We start from the raw sequence: 16,629 nt of genomic DNA, 5'->3' as shown, positions 1-16,629 counted from the left end.
TCAATCGCGCCATGAACACCAGCACCCTCAGCGCGACCCCCGTGCGCTACGACCCCGCTGTCGAAACCTTCCGCGACGACGAGGCGCAAACGCACACGGACCTCGTGGCCACCCTTGCGGACATGGCCACCACCATGGCGGATCACACCGGGCATGCCATGCGCGCCGTCCACGCCAAGAGCCACGGCCTGCTGCACGGCGAGTTGCGCGTGCTCGACGGCTTGCCCGAAGCGCTGGCGCAGGGGCTGTTTGCGGCGCCGCGACGTTGTCCGGTGGTGATGCGGCTGTCGACGCCGCCGGCCGAAGCGCTCGACGACCGCGTGTCGCTGCCGCGCGGCATGGCCGTCAAGGTGCTCGGCACCGAGGGCGCACGCGTGGAAGGCTCCGAGGGCCACAGCTCGCAGGACTTCCTGTTTGTCGACGGCCCGGTGTTCGCCGCCCCCGATGCCAAGGGGTTCCTGCGCAGCCTGAAGCTGCTTGCCAGCACCACCGACAAGGCGCCCAACGCCAAGCGCGTGCTCTCCAGCGTGTTGCAGGGCGTGGAGAAAGCGGTCGAAACCTTCGGCGCACAGAGCGGCACGCTGATCGCGTTGGGCGGCCATGCGGAGACGCATCCGCTCGGCGCCACCTTCTTCACCCAGGTGCCGCTGCGCTACGGCGCCTACATCGCCAAGCTGCAGCTCGTGCCCGTGTCGCCCGCCCTGTTGGCGCTGGAGAACGCACCGCTCGACCTGGCCGGCAGGCCCGACGGCACGCGCGAGGCCGTGGCCGATTTCATGCAGCAGAACCCGGCGGTCTGGGAGTTGCGTGCGCAGCTGTGTATGGACCTGGAGCGCATGCCGGTCGAGGATGCGTCGGTCGAGTGGCCGCAGGAGCTGAGCCCCTTCGTGGCCGTGGCGCGCATCACGCTGGACAAGCAGGACGGCTGGAGCGACGCGCTCGCGCGCGAGATCGACGACGGCATGGCCTTCAATCCCTGGCACGCGCTGGCCGCGCACCGGCCGCTGGGCAATGTGATGCGCGCGCGCAAGGCCGCGTACGCAGCCTCGTCGAACTTTCGCAGCGAGCGCAACGGCTGCCCGCTGCACCGCTGAGCCGGGTCCTTCAGCCGAGTCCGAGCATCATCCGGTTGGCCGTCACGTCGACGCCGCCGGCCGCGAAATCGTCGAACGCCCGGTCGGCCACGCGGATGATGTGGTCGGCGATGAAGGCCGCGCCCTCGCGTGCGCCGTCTTCCGGGTGCTTGATGCAGCACTCCCATTCGAGCACCGCCCAGCCGGGGAAGTCGTACTGCGCCATCTTCGAGAAGATCGCCTTGAAGTCGACTTGCCCGTCGCCCAGCGAGCGAAAGCGCCCCGCGCGGTTGATCCAGCTCTGGAAGCCGCCGTACACGCCCTGCTTGCCGCTCGGGTTGAACTCGGCGTCCTTCACATGAAAGATCTTGATGCGCTCGTGGTAGTGGTCGATGTAGGCGAGGTAGTCCAGTTGCTGCAGCAGGAAGTGGCTCGGGTCGTACAGGAGGCAGGCGCGCGGGTGGTTGCCGACGCGCTCCAAAAACATCTCGTAGCTCACCCCGTCGTGCAGGTCTTCGCCCGGATGGATCTCGTAGCCCACGTCCACGCCCGCCGCGTCGAAGGCATCGAGGATCGGGCGCCAGCGGCGGGCGAGTTCGTCGAAGGCTTCCTCGATGAGGCCCGGCGGGCGCGGCGGCCACGAATAAAGGTAGGGCCATGCCAATGCGCCCGAGAAGGTCGCATGCGCCGTGAGCCCCAGGTTGGCCGAGGCCTTCGCCGCGAAGTGAAGTTGCTGCACGGCCCACTGATGGCGCCGCACCGGATCGCCGCGCACCTCGGGCGCCGCGAAGCCGTCGAAGCCCGCGTCGTAGGCCGGATGCACCGCGACCAGTTGGCCTTGCAGGTGCGTCGAAAGCTCGGTGATCTCCAGCCCGTGCTGTGCGAGCGTGCCCTTCACTTCGTCGCAGTAGGTCTTGCTCTCGGCGGCCTTCTGGAGGTCGAACAGGCGTGCGTCCCAGCTCGGGATCTGCACGCCCTTGTAGCCCAGGCCCGCGGCCCATCCGGCGATGCCGTCGAGCGTGTTGAACGGGGCGGTGTCTCCCGCGAACTGGGCCAGGAATATGGCGGGACCCTTGATCGTTTTCATGGCTTGTCTTCCTTATGCGTCGTGGCGGCGTTGAAAGCATACTTGGCGTGTCGTCCGACCCGCCGCGAGAGGCCAACGCGCCACAATGGATTTTCCTTTTCGCATTCCCCGTTCAGTTCGCGCTGACAGTCCCGCGATGACGCAACCTGTTTCCGCTCGGCTCAAGATCGGCCTGTCCGCCTGCTTCTCGCACGCCGACCCGGCCCGGTCGCTGTTCACCAACAAGACGCTGCAGTACGTCGAGCAATCGATCGCGCACTGGCTCATGTCCGCCGGTGCCATGGTCGTGATGGTGCCCTGCCCCACCGGCGAAACCGCGCGCGGCGACACCAAGCTATCGCACTATGCGGAATGGCTGGACGGCGTGGTGATGCATGGCGGCGCCGATGTCTGGCCCGGCAGCTACGGCGAAGTGCCGCTCAAGGACGCCTGGATCGGCGACCAGATCCGCGACCTCTATGACCTGGCATTGGTCGAGGCCTTCGAGCAGGCCGGCAAGCCTATCTTCGGCGTGTGCCGCGGGCTGCAGCTCATCAACGTGGCCTTCGGAGGCACGCTCTACCAGGACATCGAAGCCCAGCACACGGGCGGCCTGCGGCACCGCGACCCGGTGACCTACGACCAGAACTTCCACGACATCGAAATCGTGCAGGGCACGCGGCTGTCCAAGCTCTTCCCGCAGGTGGACACGGCGCGCGTCAACAGCATTCACCACCAGGGCATCAAGGGGCTCGCGCCGGGTTTCGAGATCGAGGCCTGGAGCCTGCCCGACCGTGTGCCCGAGGCCATCCGCCGCCGGCCCGAGCGCGGCCGCAGCTACATCGCCGCGACCCAGTGGCACCCCGAATTCCACAAGCACGGCAGCACCGAAACGGTCGACGACACGCCGATCCTGCATGACTTCCTGTGGGCCTGCGCCACCGCCAAGGTGGCGCCGAAGACGCCGCCGCCGCAGTCCGGCCCGGGCAAGATCCGCGACCGCGCGGCGCGGGTGCTGCGCCAGGCATTGTTACGGCGCTGACGCGTTCGCCGGCCGGCCGAGAGGCTTGGCGCTTATCAGCGCCGGTCTGAACGGTTGGTGCTGCCGCTGACGCCGGCGTCGATGGTGCCGAACACCGTGACACCGCTGCCTGACGATGGCGACGCACCGCCGGCCGAATTCGCCGAGCCGGTACCGGCGCAGCCCGCCACCAGGGCGCCCATGGCAAGGGCGAGAACAGCTGCAATGAATGGCTTCACGTAAGACTCCAGGAATGGGTGGGACTGCAACCCACTATAGGCCGACGCCCCGCGCGGCCATGTAACAACACACCTGCCATCGGCCCTTGTGCGGCCGCGTCATCGCAGCAGCGGGGCCGGTGGCAGGGTGCAGGCGCTGCATCGTTCGTCAGAGCGCCGAGAGGTGCTTGCCCACGATGCCCGCGAGTTCGAACATCGTCACCTGGTCCTTGCCGAACACGGGCTTCAGCTTGGCATCGGCATTGATCGCGCGCTTGTTGGTCGCATCCTGCAGGCCGTTGGCCTTGATGTAGTCCCACAGCTTCTTGATGACCTCGGTGCGCGCCACCGGATCGGCGCCGATCACCGCGGCCAGCGAATCGCTGGGCTTCAGGCCCGCGCCGGGCTTGCGCGGCGCGGCCGCCTTTTTCGCGGCCGGTGCCTTCTTGGCAGCCGGCGTTTTCTTGGCCGCTACCTTCTTCGCCGCCGCGGTCTTGGCCGCCGGTTTGCCGAAGGTCTTGCGCGGCGGGAACTTGCTGCCGCCTTCGCGCGGCGCGAACTCGAAGGTCACCTTCCCTTCTTCGGCATTCCAGGTGAGGAAGGCCTTGAAGGCGCGGCGCGTGCGCATGCTCACGAACTTGTCGAGCAGGTCGGTCTTGCCGGTGGCGAGCAGCTTTTCCATCTGCGCGCGCTCCACGGGCTGCTGCAGGATGATCTTGCCGGTCTTGAAGGTGCAGCTGGGCGTGGGCTGTGCGTTGGTGGGCACGGATTTTTCGCACACGTAGTTGGCGCCGTGCTCGAACACCGGCGCGCCGCACACCGGGCAGTGGCCCACGGTGTCCTGCTCGCTGAAGTCGACGATCTCGCCGCTCTCGGCGTTCTTGTCGTCGCCGAAGTCGAACTCCAGCTTGAAGTTCTTGGCTTCCTCGTCGTACTTGATGACGATCTCGGACGTGAAGGGCCAGCCGGCCTTGGAGCGGAAGCCGTCGATCGGGCCGATGTGCTTGTCGCGCAAGAGCGCCTCGGCCTCGGCCACCTCGAAGGTGCGCCCGGCCGGCGACTTGCCGAACGAGAAGCCGCAGGCGTCCTCGCCCGTGCCGCTCTTGCCGGTGCAGGCGTAGCGGCGGTAGTTTTCGCGCACGATGCCGCCACAGTTGGGGCACGGCGTCTGCAGCGTGGCGTAGTCGCCGGGCACGGTGTCGCGGTCGTATTCCTTGGCCTTCTTGACGATGTGCTCGGTCATCGCGGCGATCTCGCGCATGAAGGCGTCGCGGCTGAGCGCGCCTTTCTCCATCTGCGCGAGCTTGTATTCCCACTCGCCGGTGAGCTCGGCCTTGGAGAGTTCTTCCACGCCCAGGCCGCGCAGCAGCGTCATCAGCTGGAAGGCCTTGGCTGTCGGAATCAGCTCGCGGCCCTCGCGCAGCATGTACTTCTCGGCGATCAGCCCTTCGATGGTGGCCGCGCGCGTGGCGGGCGTGCCCAGGCCCTTCTCCTGCATGGCTTCGCGCAGTTCGTCGTCGTCGATGGTCTTGCCGGCGCCTTCCATGGCGCCCAGCAGCGTGGCTTCGGAATAGCGTGCGGGCGGGCGCGTCTTCAGGCCCTTGATGTCGGCCGATTCGGTAGTGACGACTTCGCCCGGCTTCACCGCCACGAGGCGCTTGCCGTCCTTGTCGTCTTCCTTCTCGTCGTCCTGGGCTTCCTTGCCGTAGATGGCGAGCCAGCCCGGCTTGACCAGCACCTTGCCGTCGGTGCGGAACGGGTACTTCTTGCCGTCCTGCTCCACGGTGCTGATGCGCGTGGTCACCTGGTGCTCGGCGCTCGGGAAGAACACCGACAGGAAGCGCCGCACCACGAAGTCATAGAGCTTCTGCTCGGCTTCGCTCAGGCCGCTGGGCGCCTGCAGCGTCGGGATGATCGCGAAGTGATCCGACACCTTGGCGTTGTCGAAGATGCGCTTGTTGGGCTTGACGTAGTTGCCGTCGACCGCCTGTTTGGCGAACGGCGCCAGGTGCTTCATGCCGCTGTCGGCCAGCATCTCCATGGTCTGCTTGACGACCGGCAGGTAGTCCTCGGGCAGCGCACGCGAATCGGTACGCGGGTAGGTCAGCGCCTTGTGGCGTTCGTACAGGCTCTGGGCCAGCGCGAGCGTGGTCTTGGCGCTGAAGCCGAAGCGGCCGTTGGCCTCGCGCTGCAGCGAGGTCAGGTCGAACAGCGCGGGCGAGGCCTGCGTGGTGGGCTTGCTTTCTTCGGTCACCGTGGCGGGCTTGCCGCGCGCGGCGTTGGCGATGGCCAGTGCGTCGCGCTCGTTCCAGACGCGGTCCGCGCGCTGTTCGGCATCGGGCTCGCCGTTGGCCTGCAGCGGCGCATTGGCTTTCTTCCAGTTGGCGTCGAACCACTTGCCCGGATAGCTGCCCGCCTCGGCCGCGAAGCTGCCATGGATTTCCCAGTAGTCGCGCGAGACGAACTTGCGGATCTGCTCCTCGCGTTCCACCACGACGGACAAGGTCGGCGTCTGCACCCGGCCCACGGTCGTGAGGAAGAAGCCGCCGTCGCGCGAATTGAATGCCGTCATGGCGCGCGTGCCGTTGATGCCCACCAGCCAGTCGGCCTCCGAGCGCGAGCGCGCGGCGTCGGCCAGGCCCTGCATCTGCTTTTCGGTGCGCAACTGGTCGAAGCCGTCGCGAATCGCCTGCGGCGTCATCGACTGCAGCCACAGCCGCTTGACCGGCTTGCCCAGCGGGCTCTTGCCGCCGGCGTACTGCTCGATCAGGCGGAAGATCAGTTCGCCCTCGCGGCCCGCGTCGCAGGCGTTGATGAGCTGCGTCACGTCCTTTCGCTTGGCCTGCTTGACCACCGCGTTCAGGCGCGTCTTGGTCTTGTCGACAGGCTTCAGGTCGAAGTGCGGCGGAATCACCGGCAGGTTGGCAAAGCTCCACTTGCCGCGCTTGACGTCGAACTCCTCGGGCGCCTGGATTTCGACCAGGTGACCGACAGCGCTGGTCACGACATAGCTGTCGTTCTCGAAATGCTCGTCATGTTTGTCGAACTTGCCGGCCACCGGCGTGAGGGCACGGACGATGTCCTGTGCCACCGACGGCTTTTCTGCAATTACCAAAGTCTTTGTCATCTAAGGGCTCTCTATACTGTGCGGCTTCCCGCGTGCGCACGCGTACACGCGCATGTGTGCACATTCAAACTAACAGACTTCGGCGATGCCTTCCAAAACCCCCACTTCCAGCGGCCGCCGCATTCAGATGCGGCGTTCCGACGTCCACGGCAACGGCGTGTTCGCCGTGCAGGACCTGGCCGAAGGCGAGACGTTGATCGAATACAAGGGCGAGGTCATCAACTGGAAAGAGGCGCTGCGGCGCCATCCCCACGACCCGGCCCAGCCGAACCACACCTTCTACTTCCACATCGACGACGGGCGCGTGATCGACGGCAACGTCAAGGGCAACGACGCCCGCTGGATCAATCACTCCTGCGAGCCGAACTGCGAAGCCGACGAAGTCGATGGGCGCGTTTATATCAAGGCACTGCGCAACATCGCTGCAGGAGAAGAGCTCAATTACGACTACGGCTTGATCATCGACGAGCCCTACACGCCGAAGCTTTTGTCCGAATTTCCTTGCTGGTGCGGCTCCGAGCAGTGCCGCGGCACGCTGCTGACGCCCAAGGACGAGGACGAAGAAAAGAAAAAGAAGAAGAAAGCCAGGAAGAAGGCTGAGAAGAAGGAAGAGAAGAAGAAGGAAGCCAGAAAGGCAGAAAAGAAGGCTGAGAAAAAAGCCGAGAAGAAGGCCGGGAAAGAAGCCGGAGAAAAGGTCAAGAAGGCCAAAAAGGACAAGTCCGACAAGGACTGAGCATGCGCAGCACAACGGCCGCCTGGCACGAACACCGGATCGCCGCATCGATCGCGCCGCTGTTGCCGGGGTTCGCGGTCGAGGCCGTGCCCGAAATAGATTCCACCAACACCGAGCTGATGCGCCGCGCGCGCGCTGGCCGCACCGAGCCCGTGCTGCTGGTGGCCGAGCGCCAGACCGCAGGACGCGGGCGCCTCGGACGCCCCTGGCAGAGCGCGCAGCGCCAAGAGGAACAAGCCTCGCTGACCTTCTCGCTCGGCCTGCCGCTCGCGCCGGCCGACTGGTCGGGCCTGTCGCTCGCCGTCGGTGTCAGCGTGGCCGAGAGCCTCGATCCGACCGGCACGCACAAGGTTGGCCTCAAGTGGCCCAACGACCTCTGGGTGAACGACCGCAAGCTGGTCGGCATCCTCATCGAAACCGCATTGCCGCACGCCGCCGGACCGGGCGCGGCGCGCTACCTGGTGATCGGCATCGGCATCAACATCGGCGAGCGCGAAGCCGAGGGCATGCGCACGCCGCCGGCCTGGCTGCGCCAATGGCGGCCCGACGCCGCCGCGCCCGAGGTGCTGCGCGAACTGGCCGAGCCGCTGGTGCGCAGCGTGCTCGCCTTCGAAGCGCAGGGCTTCGCGCAGTTCGCCGAGCGCTTTGCCGCACGCGACGTGCTGCGCGGCCGCGAGGTGACGCTCAGCGACGGCACCGAGGGTGTCTGCGAAGGCGTGGCCTGGAGCGGCGAGCTGCAGGTGCGCACGTCCCTGGGCCTGCAGACGATCACCAGCGACGAAGTGAGCGTGCGCCCTCGCGGCATGGCTTTCTGAACAGGACCTTCATGAAACTGCGCCTGACATTGATCGTCCTGCTGATGGCCAACGCCGGCTATTTCCTGTGGGCGCGCGGCGACCTCGCGGGCTTCGGTCTTGCGCCGGCCAGCCTCAACGAGCGCGAGCCGCAGCGCATGGCGCGGCAGATCAAGCCCGAGTGGGTGCAGATCCGCAAGGAAGCCAAGGCCGGCGCGCCCGCGCCTTGACGACGCCGCGGGCCGCGTTCACGCGCACGCCCCGCTTTCGAAGCGCACCGTGAAGCGCGCCCCCGGCGGATGCTTGCCCGGATGGGCATCTTCGAGCTTGACCTGCGCGCGGTGCTGGTTGGCAATTTCGCGCACGATCGGCAGGCCCAGCCCCGAGCCGTCGGCCTCGTTGCCGAGCACCCGGTAGAACGGCTCGAACACCAGTTCGCGGTCGGCCTCGGCAATGCCCGGGCCGTTGTCTTCCACCTGGATCAGCAGCACATGGCCGAAGGGGTCGGCCAGCACGCGCGCGGTGATCACGCCGGGGCGCTCGGGCGTCGAGGGCGTGTAGTTGAGCGCGTTGTCGACCAGGTTGCGCACCAGTTCCTTGAGCAGCGTCGGGTTGCCTTCGAACATCACGCCCGGCGCGCCCGCCTCCGCGCCGTCGTAGCCGATGTCGATGCGCTTCTCGATCGCGCGCGGCACGGCTTCGCGCACCACCTCGATGGTGAGCCGCGCCAGGTCGCAGGGCTGGCGGTGCGTGTTGGCGCTGTTGCCTTCGGCGCGCGCCAGCGACAGCAACTGGTTCACCGTGTGGGTGGCGCGCACGCTGGCGCGGCCGATCTGCTTGAGCGACTGCTTGAGCTCGTCGGCATTGGCGCCCTCGCGCTGCGCCAGGTCGGCCTGCATGCGCAGCCCCGCGAGCGGCGTCTTGAGCTGGTGCGCCGCATCGGCGAGAAAGCGCTTCTGCGTGTCGATGGAATCGTTGAGCTTGTTCAGGAGTTCGTTGACCGACGACACCAGCGGCACCACTTCGAGCGGCACCGACGATTCGTCCAGCGGGCTCAGGTCGCCGGGGCGCCGTTCGCGGATGCGCGCTTCCACCACCGACAGCGGCTTGATGCCGCGCACCAGCGCAAGCCAGATCAGCAGCACCGCGAGCGGCAGGATCGCGAACTGCGGCAGCAGCACGCCCTTGATGATCTCCAGCGCGAGCACCGACTGCTTCTCGCGCGTCTCAGCCAGCTGAAGCAGCGTGGGCGGCACGTCGTCGGTGCCGCTCGCGAGCCACAGCGAGGCCACGCGCACCGGGTTGCCGTGCACTTCGCTATTGCTCAGCAAGACGATGCCGGGGGCGGGCGGGTCGTCCACGTTGGGACGCTGCACCTCGCGCTCGCCGCTCAGCAGCGTGCCGTGCCCGTCGAGCAGTTGGTAGTACACATGGCCGGCGTTGTCGGCGCGAAGGATCTCGCGCGCCGGCTGCGAGAGCACGAACTTCGTCTCGCCGTCTTTCACCGTCACCAGCTCGGCCAGCGCTTTCACGTTGTGTTCGAGCGCGCGGTCGAATGGGGCGTTGGCAATGCCCTGCGCCACCAGCCAGGTGACGCCGATGCTCACCGGCACCAGCAGCAGCAGCGGCGTGAGCATCCAGTCGAGGATTTCGCCGAACAGGGAGCGCTGTGCGCGCTGGAAAAGCTTCAAGGGACAGGTTCCTGATGGGAGCGAGAAATTGCTGGCGGGCGTGACTTAGTGCGGCTGTTGCAATCCGCGCGCCGGCGGTCGCGTGGGTGCCCGGTTGTAGTCTCTGCGCGCAGTTTCTGCAATTCCATAAAGAACTCAGGGAGAGTCATGAAGACCAAGTCATTGAACGGCTGCGCGCAGCCATTGTGGATCGTCGCGACGGTGCTGGCCGCGGGCGTCGCAGCCACCGGATGTGGTGGCGGTGGGGGAGGCGGCGGCGGTGGCGCCGGGTTTCCTCTGCCACCGGTCGCACCGGCGGCAACCGCGCCTGCGCCTGCTCCTGCGCCACCCAGGGCACCATCGCCCCCGCCGAATCGCGACCCGGTGCCAGGCAGCGAGCCGCTGCCGTCGTTGAGCGCGCCACAAGCCGGTTCGACCGCTGCCGAGGGCAACGACAGCGAAGGCATCTACATCTCGCTGCTCGATCTCGCCCTCGTCGGCGCCGACGGCACGATCGCCAGCAAGGATCACATCGGCACGCTGTGGGGATCGATCAAGGTCACGGGCCTGGACTGGTCTTTCAATCCGGACACGGCCTACTATTTCATCGATGCCTCGCCCGTGACGGGTTCGGGCACCTTCACACCCAAGAAGACGATGAAGGGGACCTATGCCTATGGCAAGCGCGAAGCTTCGGCGTTCGGCCCGCTGAACTATGCGACGGAGAACGCGCTGGCGGTTTCGCAGGACAGCGTGATCGGAAAGTGGGCCAATCCGGACAGCAATTTCGGCATTGGCCTGTCGATCGAGGTCGATGCCACCGGGAAGTTCACGGGCAAGACGGCCGGGGTGCAAGTGGGCAATTGCGCCATCTCGGGCGTCATCGCGCAGGCGGAACCCGGCACGTCCAAGAACATGTACGGCTTCAGCCTGAACGCGGTCGATGGCGGCATCGATGGCAAGGATGGCTGCAAGCTCAAGACAGACCGGTCTTACCAGGGGCCGGCAGCCATCGTCCTGGTGCCCGCGGGCACCTTCGACAGCAATGGCTACTTCCGGAGCATCTTCTTCCTGGTCAGGACGACCAACGGCGCCACCCTGTCGGCCGGTTTGCGCAGGCAGCCGTAAAGCGGCAACCCGCAGGACTGCGGTTCAGCCCGGGATCTTCTCGAGGCAGTAACCCAGTCCGCGCACGGTGGCGATGCGCACCGGCCCCTTCTCGATCTTCTTGCGCAGGCGGTGGATGTAGACCTCGATCGCGTTGAGGCTCACCTCCTCGCCCCATTCGCACAGCCGGTCGACCAGCTGGTCCTTGCTCACCAGCCGGCCGGCGCGCTGCAGCAGCACTTCGAGCAGGCCGAGTTCGCGCGCCGACAGCTCGATCATCTTGCCGTCGATGGTGGCCACGCGGCCGGCCTGGTCGTAGACCAGCGGGCCGTGGCGTATCGCGTTGCTGGTGGCGCCCATGCCGCGTCGGGTGAGGGCGCGCACGCGCGCTTCGAGCTCCTGCAGGCTGAAGGGCTTGGCCATGTAATCGTCGGCGCCGTGGTCCAGGCCCTTGACGCGCTCTTCCACGCTGTCGGCCGCGGTAAGCACCAGCACGGGCAACTGCGAGCCGCGGGCGCGCAGGCGCTTCAATATCTCGATGCCGTGCAGGCTGGGCAGGCCCAGGTCGAGGATCAGCAGGTCGAATTCGTTGTGGGTCATGAGCGCGGTGTCGGCCTGCGAGCCGTTGGCCACATGGTCGACCGCCGCGCCCGAGGTGCGCAGGCTGCGCAGCAGGGCATCGGCGAGCACCTGGTCGTCTTCGGCAATCAGAATCCGCATGAGCCACCTCCGGCCGGTTCAGGCGCCGCGCCGGCGCCGTTCACATTTGTCTCTGCGGCGGAGTCTACGCGGCTGCGTAGGCTTCGAGACCGATGGTTACCACGGTGGCGATGTCGTTGCCGACGCTGCTGCGGAACTCGCGCTCGGCCTGCGTCACCGCGCTGCGGAAGGCATCCAGCCACGCGAGTCCGTCGGCCGTGAAGAGCACGCGCCGCGCCCGCGCGTCGAGCGGATCGGGCCCGCGCGTGACCAGCCCCCAGGCCTCGCACTGGTCCACCAGCGCGCCCATCGCCTGCTTGGTCATGCCGGCGCGCTCGGCCAGTTCGGTCAGGCGCGAACCCTCGCGCGCGAGATGCCGGGTGATGTGGATGTGCGCGGCGCTCACCTGGGCGCGCGCGGCGAGGTTCGACAAAGCCAGCGGCACATCGACGTCATGCGCCATCAGCTCCAGCACGCGCTCGTCGAAGCGGCGCATCGCGTGGCCCAGGAGGCGGCCCAGGTGGGTCTGGCGCCAGGCGTCGGGATCGGTCGGAAAAGCGGCTTCGGACATGGCGCCAGATGGTAAAGCAAACTGACCAAAAAATGGGTTTACTCAAATCCATGAGCCCCTACACTACTGTTCAAGCATCCAGCCTGTGATTAAAAGCAGATGGGTTGAATCCAGACACAAACCGTTGATTTTCAAGGAGATTTCCATATGGACGCAGTCGTCAAGGGCGCAAGCATCTCGGTAGCCAACAGTGAAAAGGCCAAGGCCTTGCAGGCCGCGTTGGCCCAGATCGAAAAGCAGTTCGGCAAGGGCACGATCATGCGGCTGGGCGAAGGCGAGGCGCTGGAAGACATCCAGGTGGTCTCCACCGGTTCGCTGGGCCTGGACATCGCGCTGGGCGTCGGCGGCCTGCCGCGCGGCCGGGTGATCGAGATCTACGGCCCGGAATCCTCGGGCAAGACCACGCTCACGTTGCAAGTCATTGCCGCCATGCAGAAGCAGGCCGGCACCTGCGCCTTTGTCGACGCCGAGCATGCGCTCGACGTGCAGTACGCCCAGAAGCTCGGCGTGAACCTGTCCGACCTGCTGATCAGCCAGCCCGACACCGGCGAGCAGGCGCTCGAAATCGTCGATTCGCTGGTGCGCTCGGGCGCCGTCGACCTGATCGTCATCGACTCGGTCGCCGCGCTCACGCCCAAGGCCGAAATCGAAGGCGAAATGGGCGACTCGCTGCCCGGCCTGCAGGCCCGCCTGATGAGCCAGGCGCTGCGCAAGCTCACCGCCACCATCAAGAAGACCAACTGCATGGTCATCTTCATCAACCAGATCCGCATGAAGATCGGCGTGATGTTCGGCTCGCCCGAAACCACCACCGGCGGCAACGCGCTGAAGTTCTACGCCTCGGTGCGCCTGGACATCCGCCGCATCGGCACCATCAAGAAGGGCGACGAAGCCATCGGCAACGAAACCAAGGTGAAGGTGGTGAAGAACAAGGTCTCGCCCCCGTTCAAGACGGCGGAGTTCGACATCCTGTTCGGCGAGGGCATCAGCCGCGAAGGCGAAGTCATCGACATGGGCGTCACTGCCAAGATCGTCGACAAGTCGGGCGCCTGGTACGCCTACAACGGCGAAAAAATCGGCCAGGGCCGCGACAACGCCCGTGAGTTTCTGCGCGAGAACCCCGAACTGTCGCGCGAGATCGAGAACAAGGTGCGCGAGTCGCTGGGCATTCCGCTGCTGGCTGCCGATGCAGGGTCGGAGCCCGAGAAGGCCGAGAAGCCCGCCAAGGCGCCCAAGGCCGACAAGGCAGCGGCGGAGTAAGTTCGGCAGCGGCCTTTCTGGGGCCGCGCGAGCGACCCCCGAATGGCTTTCGGCGCCCCCTCCCTCAAAGGCCGCGCATTGCGGCTCCTGAGCCAGCGCGAGCATTCCCGTGCGGAGCTGGAGCGCAAGCTGGCGAAGCATGAAGAAGAGCCCGGCACGCTGGCGAAGGCGCTCGACGAGCTCGTCGCCAAGGACTTCATCAGCGAGCCGCGCGTCGTGGCCTCGGTGCTGAACCAGCGCGCCGCACGATCGGGCGCATTGCGGGTGCGGCAGGAACTGCAGGCCAAGGGCATTGCGCCCGAAGCCATCGCCGAGGCGGTGGCCGGCCTGCAGGACACCGAGGTCGAGCGCGCCACCGCGCTGTGGCGCCGCCGCTTCGATGCGCCGCCCACCGATGCGAAGGAGCGGGCGAAGCAGATGCGATTCCTGATGGCGCGCGGTTTTTCGGGCGCCGTCGTTTCCAAGGTTCTCAGGAGCGACTTCGATGAAGCAGCAGACGAATGAAGCGCATGGCGTGCGGTCGCGCGTCGTCACGCAACGCGTGGCTTGCGATTGGCGCCGTGCCTACAAGGTCGCCGCCGATCCGGCGCGGCTGCCCGACTGGGCCAGCGGTCTCGCCAAGAGCGCGCTGCTGCCGCACGGCGACCACTGGATCGTGCGCACACCCGAGAGCGGCGACGCCCGCATGCGCTTTGCGCCGGCCAACGACTTCGGCGTGCTCGACCACTGGGTCGCGCCCGAGGGGGTGCCCGAGGTCTACCTGCCGTTCCGCGTGATCGGCGTGGCGCCGGACGCTTGCGAACTGCAGTTCACGCTGCTGCGCCAGCCGCACATGGACGATGCGGCCTTTGAGCGCGATGCCGCCTGGATCGCGCGCGACCTGCAGTCGCTGCAGCGCTTGCTCGAAGCGGATTGAGCCGGCGATATCAACCGGCTTCGGGCGTGTCGTCGAGCGCCGGCGTCTCGCTCTTGTGCGCCGCGATGTCGCGCACATTCTTCTGCACCGCCACGGCGCCGAACAGGCTCAGCAGGAAGGCCATGGCGTAGAAGCCTTTTTCGCTGGCCGCCAGCGTGGCGTTGAAGAGGCCGACGGCGAGCAGGGCGACCGACAGCAGCAGCGAGATCCAGCACAGCCCGTAGTAGATGCCGGTCACGGTCATGCCCTCGATGCGGTCGCGCACGGTCTTTTGCAGCGAGACGGCGGAGAACAGGCCGTACATGAGGATGGTGAAGTAGTAGCCCTTCTCGTTGAGCTGCATCGAGGCGTTCCACAGCCCGATCAGGTAGACGATGGCGCCGATCATCAGCGCGGCCCAGGATGCGGCGACGAATGCGCCGGTCGGTTTCTGAAATTTGACTGCTGCCATGTTGATCCTCCTCGTTGTGATGTGGCGGGATTATGGTGTTGGACGGCGATGGCATGATCTGCGGCGACCGCCCTCGCACGAGGCGGCGTGAAAAAAATCCGGAGGAGCTTTCCATGTCATCAGAACCCGTCAACCAACCGTCTCTCGTCCGGACCGGCGCCAAGGCCGGACTCAGCTTTGCCGGCTCGGTCATCAAGGGCGGACTGCTCGGCCTGGTGCTGGGCGGCGGTGTCTTCTTCTTTTATCTGAGCCAGTTGAGCGGACCGGGCAATCCCGCGGGGCGGGCCGGTGGCGCGGGCGCCATCGTGGCGCTGATCACCTCGCCGCCGCTGCTGGTCGCGATGCTGCTGCTCCTGTTCATTGGCGTCTACGCGATGTTGGGCGTGCACCAGGGTCGCGCCAAGGCGATGCAGCACCTGGTCGTGGCGCGCGGCGAGGCAGTGTCGCAGCGGTTGGCCGGTGCCATCGCGGGCCGCATCGAGGCGATGCCGCGCACGCACGGCACGCTGCAGCGCGCGGCCGACTGGCTGTCGGTCGATGCACTGACCAAGCAGCTCGCGCCGGTGCTGGGCGAGGGCAGGGCGGTGCGGTCGGTGGTGGCGTTCGTGCTGAACCGCCTGCCGCTCAGCGACATGCTGGCCGAGTGGCAGCAAAGCCGCATCGCGCATGGCGAGCCGGTGGCGGGGGAGGGCGTTGCGCAAGACCCTGCACTTCGCGCGCTGCTCACGCGCCGGATCAACGAGACGCTGCAAGAGATGTCGATGCCGTCGCGCAAGCCGCTCTACATCGCGCTGGGCGCGCACGCCGCATTGCTGGGCGTGGGGCTCTGGCTCGTCAGATAAACGAAGCCGGGAGGCGGAGCGTGGCGCTCAGAGCGCCAGCATCAGCTTCAGGTTTTGTACCGCGGCGCCGCTGGCGCCCTTGCCGAGGTTGTCCAGGCGCGCGATCACCACGGCATGGCGGTGGTCTTCATTCGGGAACACGCGAATCTCGAGCTGGTTGGTGTCGTTGAGCGCCAGCGCGTCCAGCTTGCCGTCGTCGGTGGGCGGCAGCACCTTCACGAATTGCTCGGGCGTGTTGCTGCGCGCGTAGTGCGCGGCCAGCGCGTCCTGCAGGTCGCCGGCCTTGGGCTTGCCGGGCAACAGGTCGAGGTGCAGCGGCAGCTGAACCAGCATGCCCTGCTTGAAATTGCCCACCGAGGGAATGAAGACGGGCCGGCGGGTGAGGCCGGTGTACTTCATGATTTCAGGGATGTGCTTGTGCTTGAGGCCCAGCGCGTAGGTTTCGAACAGCGGCGCCTTGCCGCCCTCGTACTCTTCGATCATGGCGCGGCCGCCGCCCGAATAGCCGCTCACCGAGGGCAGCGACACCGGAAAATCGACCGGCAGGATGCCCGCATCGACCAGCGGACGCACGATGGCGATCGCGCCGGTGGCGTAGCAGCCGGGGTTGCCGACGCGGTCGGCCGCGGCCACGGCCTGCCAGTGGCCTTCGACCAGCTCGGGAAAGCCGAACACCCAGCCCGGCGCCACGCGGTGCGCGGTAGAAGCGTCGATGATCTTGGGTTTCTTGCCAGATAGCTGGTCGATCAGCGCAACCGATTCGCGGGCCGCGTCGTCGTGCAGGCAGAGCACCACGAGGTCGACGCCGGCCATCAGCTCGCGCTTGGCGTTCACGTCTTTTCGCAGCTCGGGGGCGATGCTCACGAGCTCGATCTGCGGCATTGTCTGCAGCCGTTCGCGAATCTGAAGGCCGGTGGTGCCGGCTTCGCCGTCGATGAAAACCTTGGCCATATCGGAGTGTGCGTAGAAGGGCTAGAAGAAAGTACGTATTGACCGCAACCGCACGTCGAGTATTGGTGCGGCGCACCATGATACAGTCCGCGGTTGTTCGCCGCCCCCAGCCGCCAGGCTGCCGTCGCCC

Annotated in this window: 18 protein-coding genes; 10 read left to right on the top strand and 8 right to left on the bottom strand. The window is 66.8% G+C overall.

Features of this window, described 5'->3' with window-relative positions:
* The first annotated feature begins 11 nt into the window (after positions 1-11).
* The gene (locus tag ABIC90_RS04430) at positions 12-1,094 is read left to right on the top strand and encodes a catalase family protein (RefSeq protein WP_354352832.1); all 1,083 of its coding nucleotides are present in this window, start codon (positions 12-14) and stop codon (positions 1,092-1,094) included.
* A gap of 10 nt (positions 1,095-1,104) precedes the next feature.
* On the opposite strand, the gene ABIC90_RS04425 is transcribed toward ABIC90_RS04430, so the two are convergent.
* Positions 1,105-2,160 (bottom strand): sugar phosphate isomerase/epimerase family protein, encoded by a 1,056-nt coding sequence (locus ABIC90_RS04425; RefSeq protein WP_354352831.1) that lies wholly within the window; start codon positions 2,158-2,160, stop codon positions 1,105-1,107.
* 136 nt (positions 2,161-2,296) lie between these two features.
* Here ABIC90_RS04425 and ABIC90_RS04420 point away from each other — a divergent pair, with 136 nt between their 5' ends.
* A complete protein-coding gene (locus ABIC90_RS04420; protein WP_354352830.1) occupies positions 2,297-3,181 on the top strand; it encodes a gamma-glutamyl-gamma-aminobutyrate hydrolase family protein in 885 nt (294 codons plus the stop codon).
* Between the two features lie 35 nt (positions 3,182-3,216).
* Here the strand turns inward: ABIC90_RS04420 and ABIC90_RS04415 are convergent, their stop codons facing one another.
* On the bottom strand, positions 3,217-3,399 hold the full coding sequence (locus ABIC90_RS04415; protein ID WP_354352829.1) for a hypothetical protein: 183 nt from the start codon (positions 3,397-3,399) through the stop codon (positions 3,217-3,219).
* Between the two features lie 148 nt (positions 3,400-3,547).
* Positions 3,548-6,505 (bottom strand): DNA topoisomerase III, encoded by a 2,958-nt coding sequence (locus tag ABIC90_RS04410; RefSeq protein WP_354352828.1) that lies wholly within the window; start codon positions 6,503-6,505, stop codon positions 3,548-3,550.
* 85 nt (positions 6,506-6,590) lie between these two features.
* On the opposite strand from ABIC90_RS04410, the gene ABIC90_RS04405 reads away from it, so the two are divergent.
* From ABIC90_RS04405 to ABIC90_RS04395, 3 genes are read left to right on the top strand one after another with little or no spacing between them, the layout of a single operon-like run.
* Positions 6,591-7,238 carry an SET domain-containing protein gene (locus ABIC90_RS04405; RefSeq protein ID WP_354352827.1) on the top strand — a complete coding sequence of 216 codons (648 nt, stop codon included), beginning with the start codon at positions 6,591-6,593 and terminating at the stop codon, positions 7,236-7,238.
* Between the two features lie 2 nt (positions 7,239-7,240).
* Positions 7,241-8,053: a biotin--[acetyl-CoA-carboxylase] ligase gene (locus ABIC90_RS04400; protein WP_354352826.1), complete on the top strand. Its 813-nt coding sequence runs from the start codon at positions 7,241-7,243 to the stop codon at positions 8,051-8,053.
* Between the two features lie 11 nt (positions 8,054-8,064).
* The gene (locus tag ABIC90_RS04395) at positions 8,065-8,262 is read left to right on the top strand and encodes a sporulation protein (RefSeq protein ID WP_354352825.1); all 198 of its coding nucleotides are present in this window, start codon (positions 8,065-8,067) and stop codon (positions 8,260-8,262) included.
* 18 nt (positions 8,263-8,280) lie between these two features.
* On the opposite strand, the gene ABIC90_RS04390 is transcribed toward ABIC90_RS04395, so the two are convergent.
* On the bottom strand, positions 8,281-9,723 hold the full coding sequence (locus tag ABIC90_RS04390; protein WP_354352824.1) for a sensor histidine kinase: 1,443 nt from the start codon (positions 9,721-9,723) through the stop codon (positions 8,281-8,283).
* Between the two features lie 147 nt (positions 9,724-9,870).
* On the opposite strand from ABIC90_RS04390, the gene ABIC90_RS04385 reads away from it, so the two are divergent.
* Positions 9,871-10,830, top strand: a complete 960-nt coding sequence (locus ABIC90_RS04385) for a hypothetical protein (protein ID WP_354352823.1) — start codon at positions 9,871-9,873, stop codon at positions 10,828-10,830.
* Positions 10,831-10,854: 24 nt separating this feature from the next.
* Here the strand turns inward: ABIC90_RS04385 and ABIC90_RS04380 are convergent, their stop codons facing one another.
* Together ABIC90_RS04380 and ABIC90_RS04375 are read right to left on the bottom strand one after the other, a co-directional pair.
* Positions 10,855-11,529 (bottom strand): response regulator transcription factor, encoded by a 675-nt coding sequence (locus tag ABIC90_RS04380; protein WP_354352822.1) that lies wholly within the window; start codon positions 11,527-11,529, stop codon positions 10,855-10,857.
* Between the two features lie 64 nt (positions 11,530-11,593).
* The gene (locus tag ABIC90_RS04375; RefSeq protein ID WP_280808999.1) at positions 11,594-12,079 is read right to left on the bottom strand and encodes a MarR family winged helix-turn-helix transcriptional regulator; all 486 of its coding nucleotides are present in this window, start codon (positions 12,077-12,079) and stop codon (positions 11,594-11,596) included.
* Between the two features lie 147 nt (positions 12,080-12,226).
* Between ABIC90_RS04375 and recA the strand changes: the two genes are divergently transcribed.
* Genes recA through ABIC90_RS04360 form a run of 3 tightly spaced genes read left to right on the top strand, consistent with a single transcriptional unit; the run spans position 12,227 to position 14,255 of the window.
* The gene (gene recA / locus ABIC90_RS04370) at positions 12,227-13,339 is read left to right on the top strand and encodes a recombinase RecA (RefSeq protein WP_013544265.1); all 1,113 of its coding nucleotides are present in this window, start codon (positions 12,227-12,229) and stop codon (positions 13,337-13,339) included.
* A 42-nt stretch (positions 13,340-13,381) separates the two neighbouring features.
* Complete coding sequence (gene recX / locus ABIC90_RS04365; RefSeq protein ID WP_354352821.1) at positions 13,382-13,843, top strand: recombination regulator RecX; 462 nt, start codon at positions 13,382-13,384, stop codon at positions 13,841-13,843.
* A complete protein-coding gene (locus ABIC90_RS04360; RefSeq protein ID WP_354352820.1) occupies positions 13,824-14,255 on the top strand; it encodes an SRPBCC family protein in 432 nt (143 codons plus the stop codon). The genes recX and ABIC90_RS04360 overlap by 20 nt, the downstream gene beginning before the upstream one ends.
* 10 nt (positions 14,256-14,265) lie before the next feature.
* On the opposite strand, the gene yiaA is transcribed toward ABIC90_RS04360, so the two are convergent.
* Entirely contained in the window at positions 14,266-14,706 is a 441-nt protein-coding gene (yiaA, locus tag ABIC90_RS04355) for an inner membrane protein YiaA (protein WP_354352819.1), read from the bottom strand.
* A gap of 113 nt (positions 14,707-14,819) precedes the next feature.
* On the opposite strand from yiaA, the gene ABIC90_RS04350 reads away from it, so the two are divergent.
* Positions 14,820-15,548: a hypothetical protein gene (locus ABIC90_RS04350; RefSeq protein WP_354352818.1), complete on the top strand. Its 729-nt coding sequence runs from the start codon at positions 14,820-14,822 to the stop codon at positions 15,546-15,548.
* 27 nt (positions 15,549-15,575) lie between these two features.
* On the opposite strand, the gene argC is transcribed toward ABIC90_RS04350, so the two are convergent.
* The gene (gene argC, locus ABIC90_RS04345; protein WP_354352816.1) at positions 15,576-16,499 is read right to left on the bottom strand and encodes an N-acetyl-gamma-glutamyl-phosphate reductase; all 924 of its coding nucleotides are present in this window, start codon (positions 16,497-16,499) and stop codon (positions 15,576-15,578) included.
* Positions 16,500-16,629: the final 130 nt, after the last annotated feature.

The organism is Variovorax boronicumulans (assembly GCF_040544675.1).
Classification (GTDB): domain Bacteria; phylum Pseudomonadota; class Gammaproteobacteria; order Burkholderiales; family Burkholderiaceae_C; genus Variovorax; species Variovorax boronicumulans_D.
The sequence above is the reverse complement of the archived record's forward strand: the minus strand, read 5'-3'. Positions and strand labels throughout refer to the sequence as shown.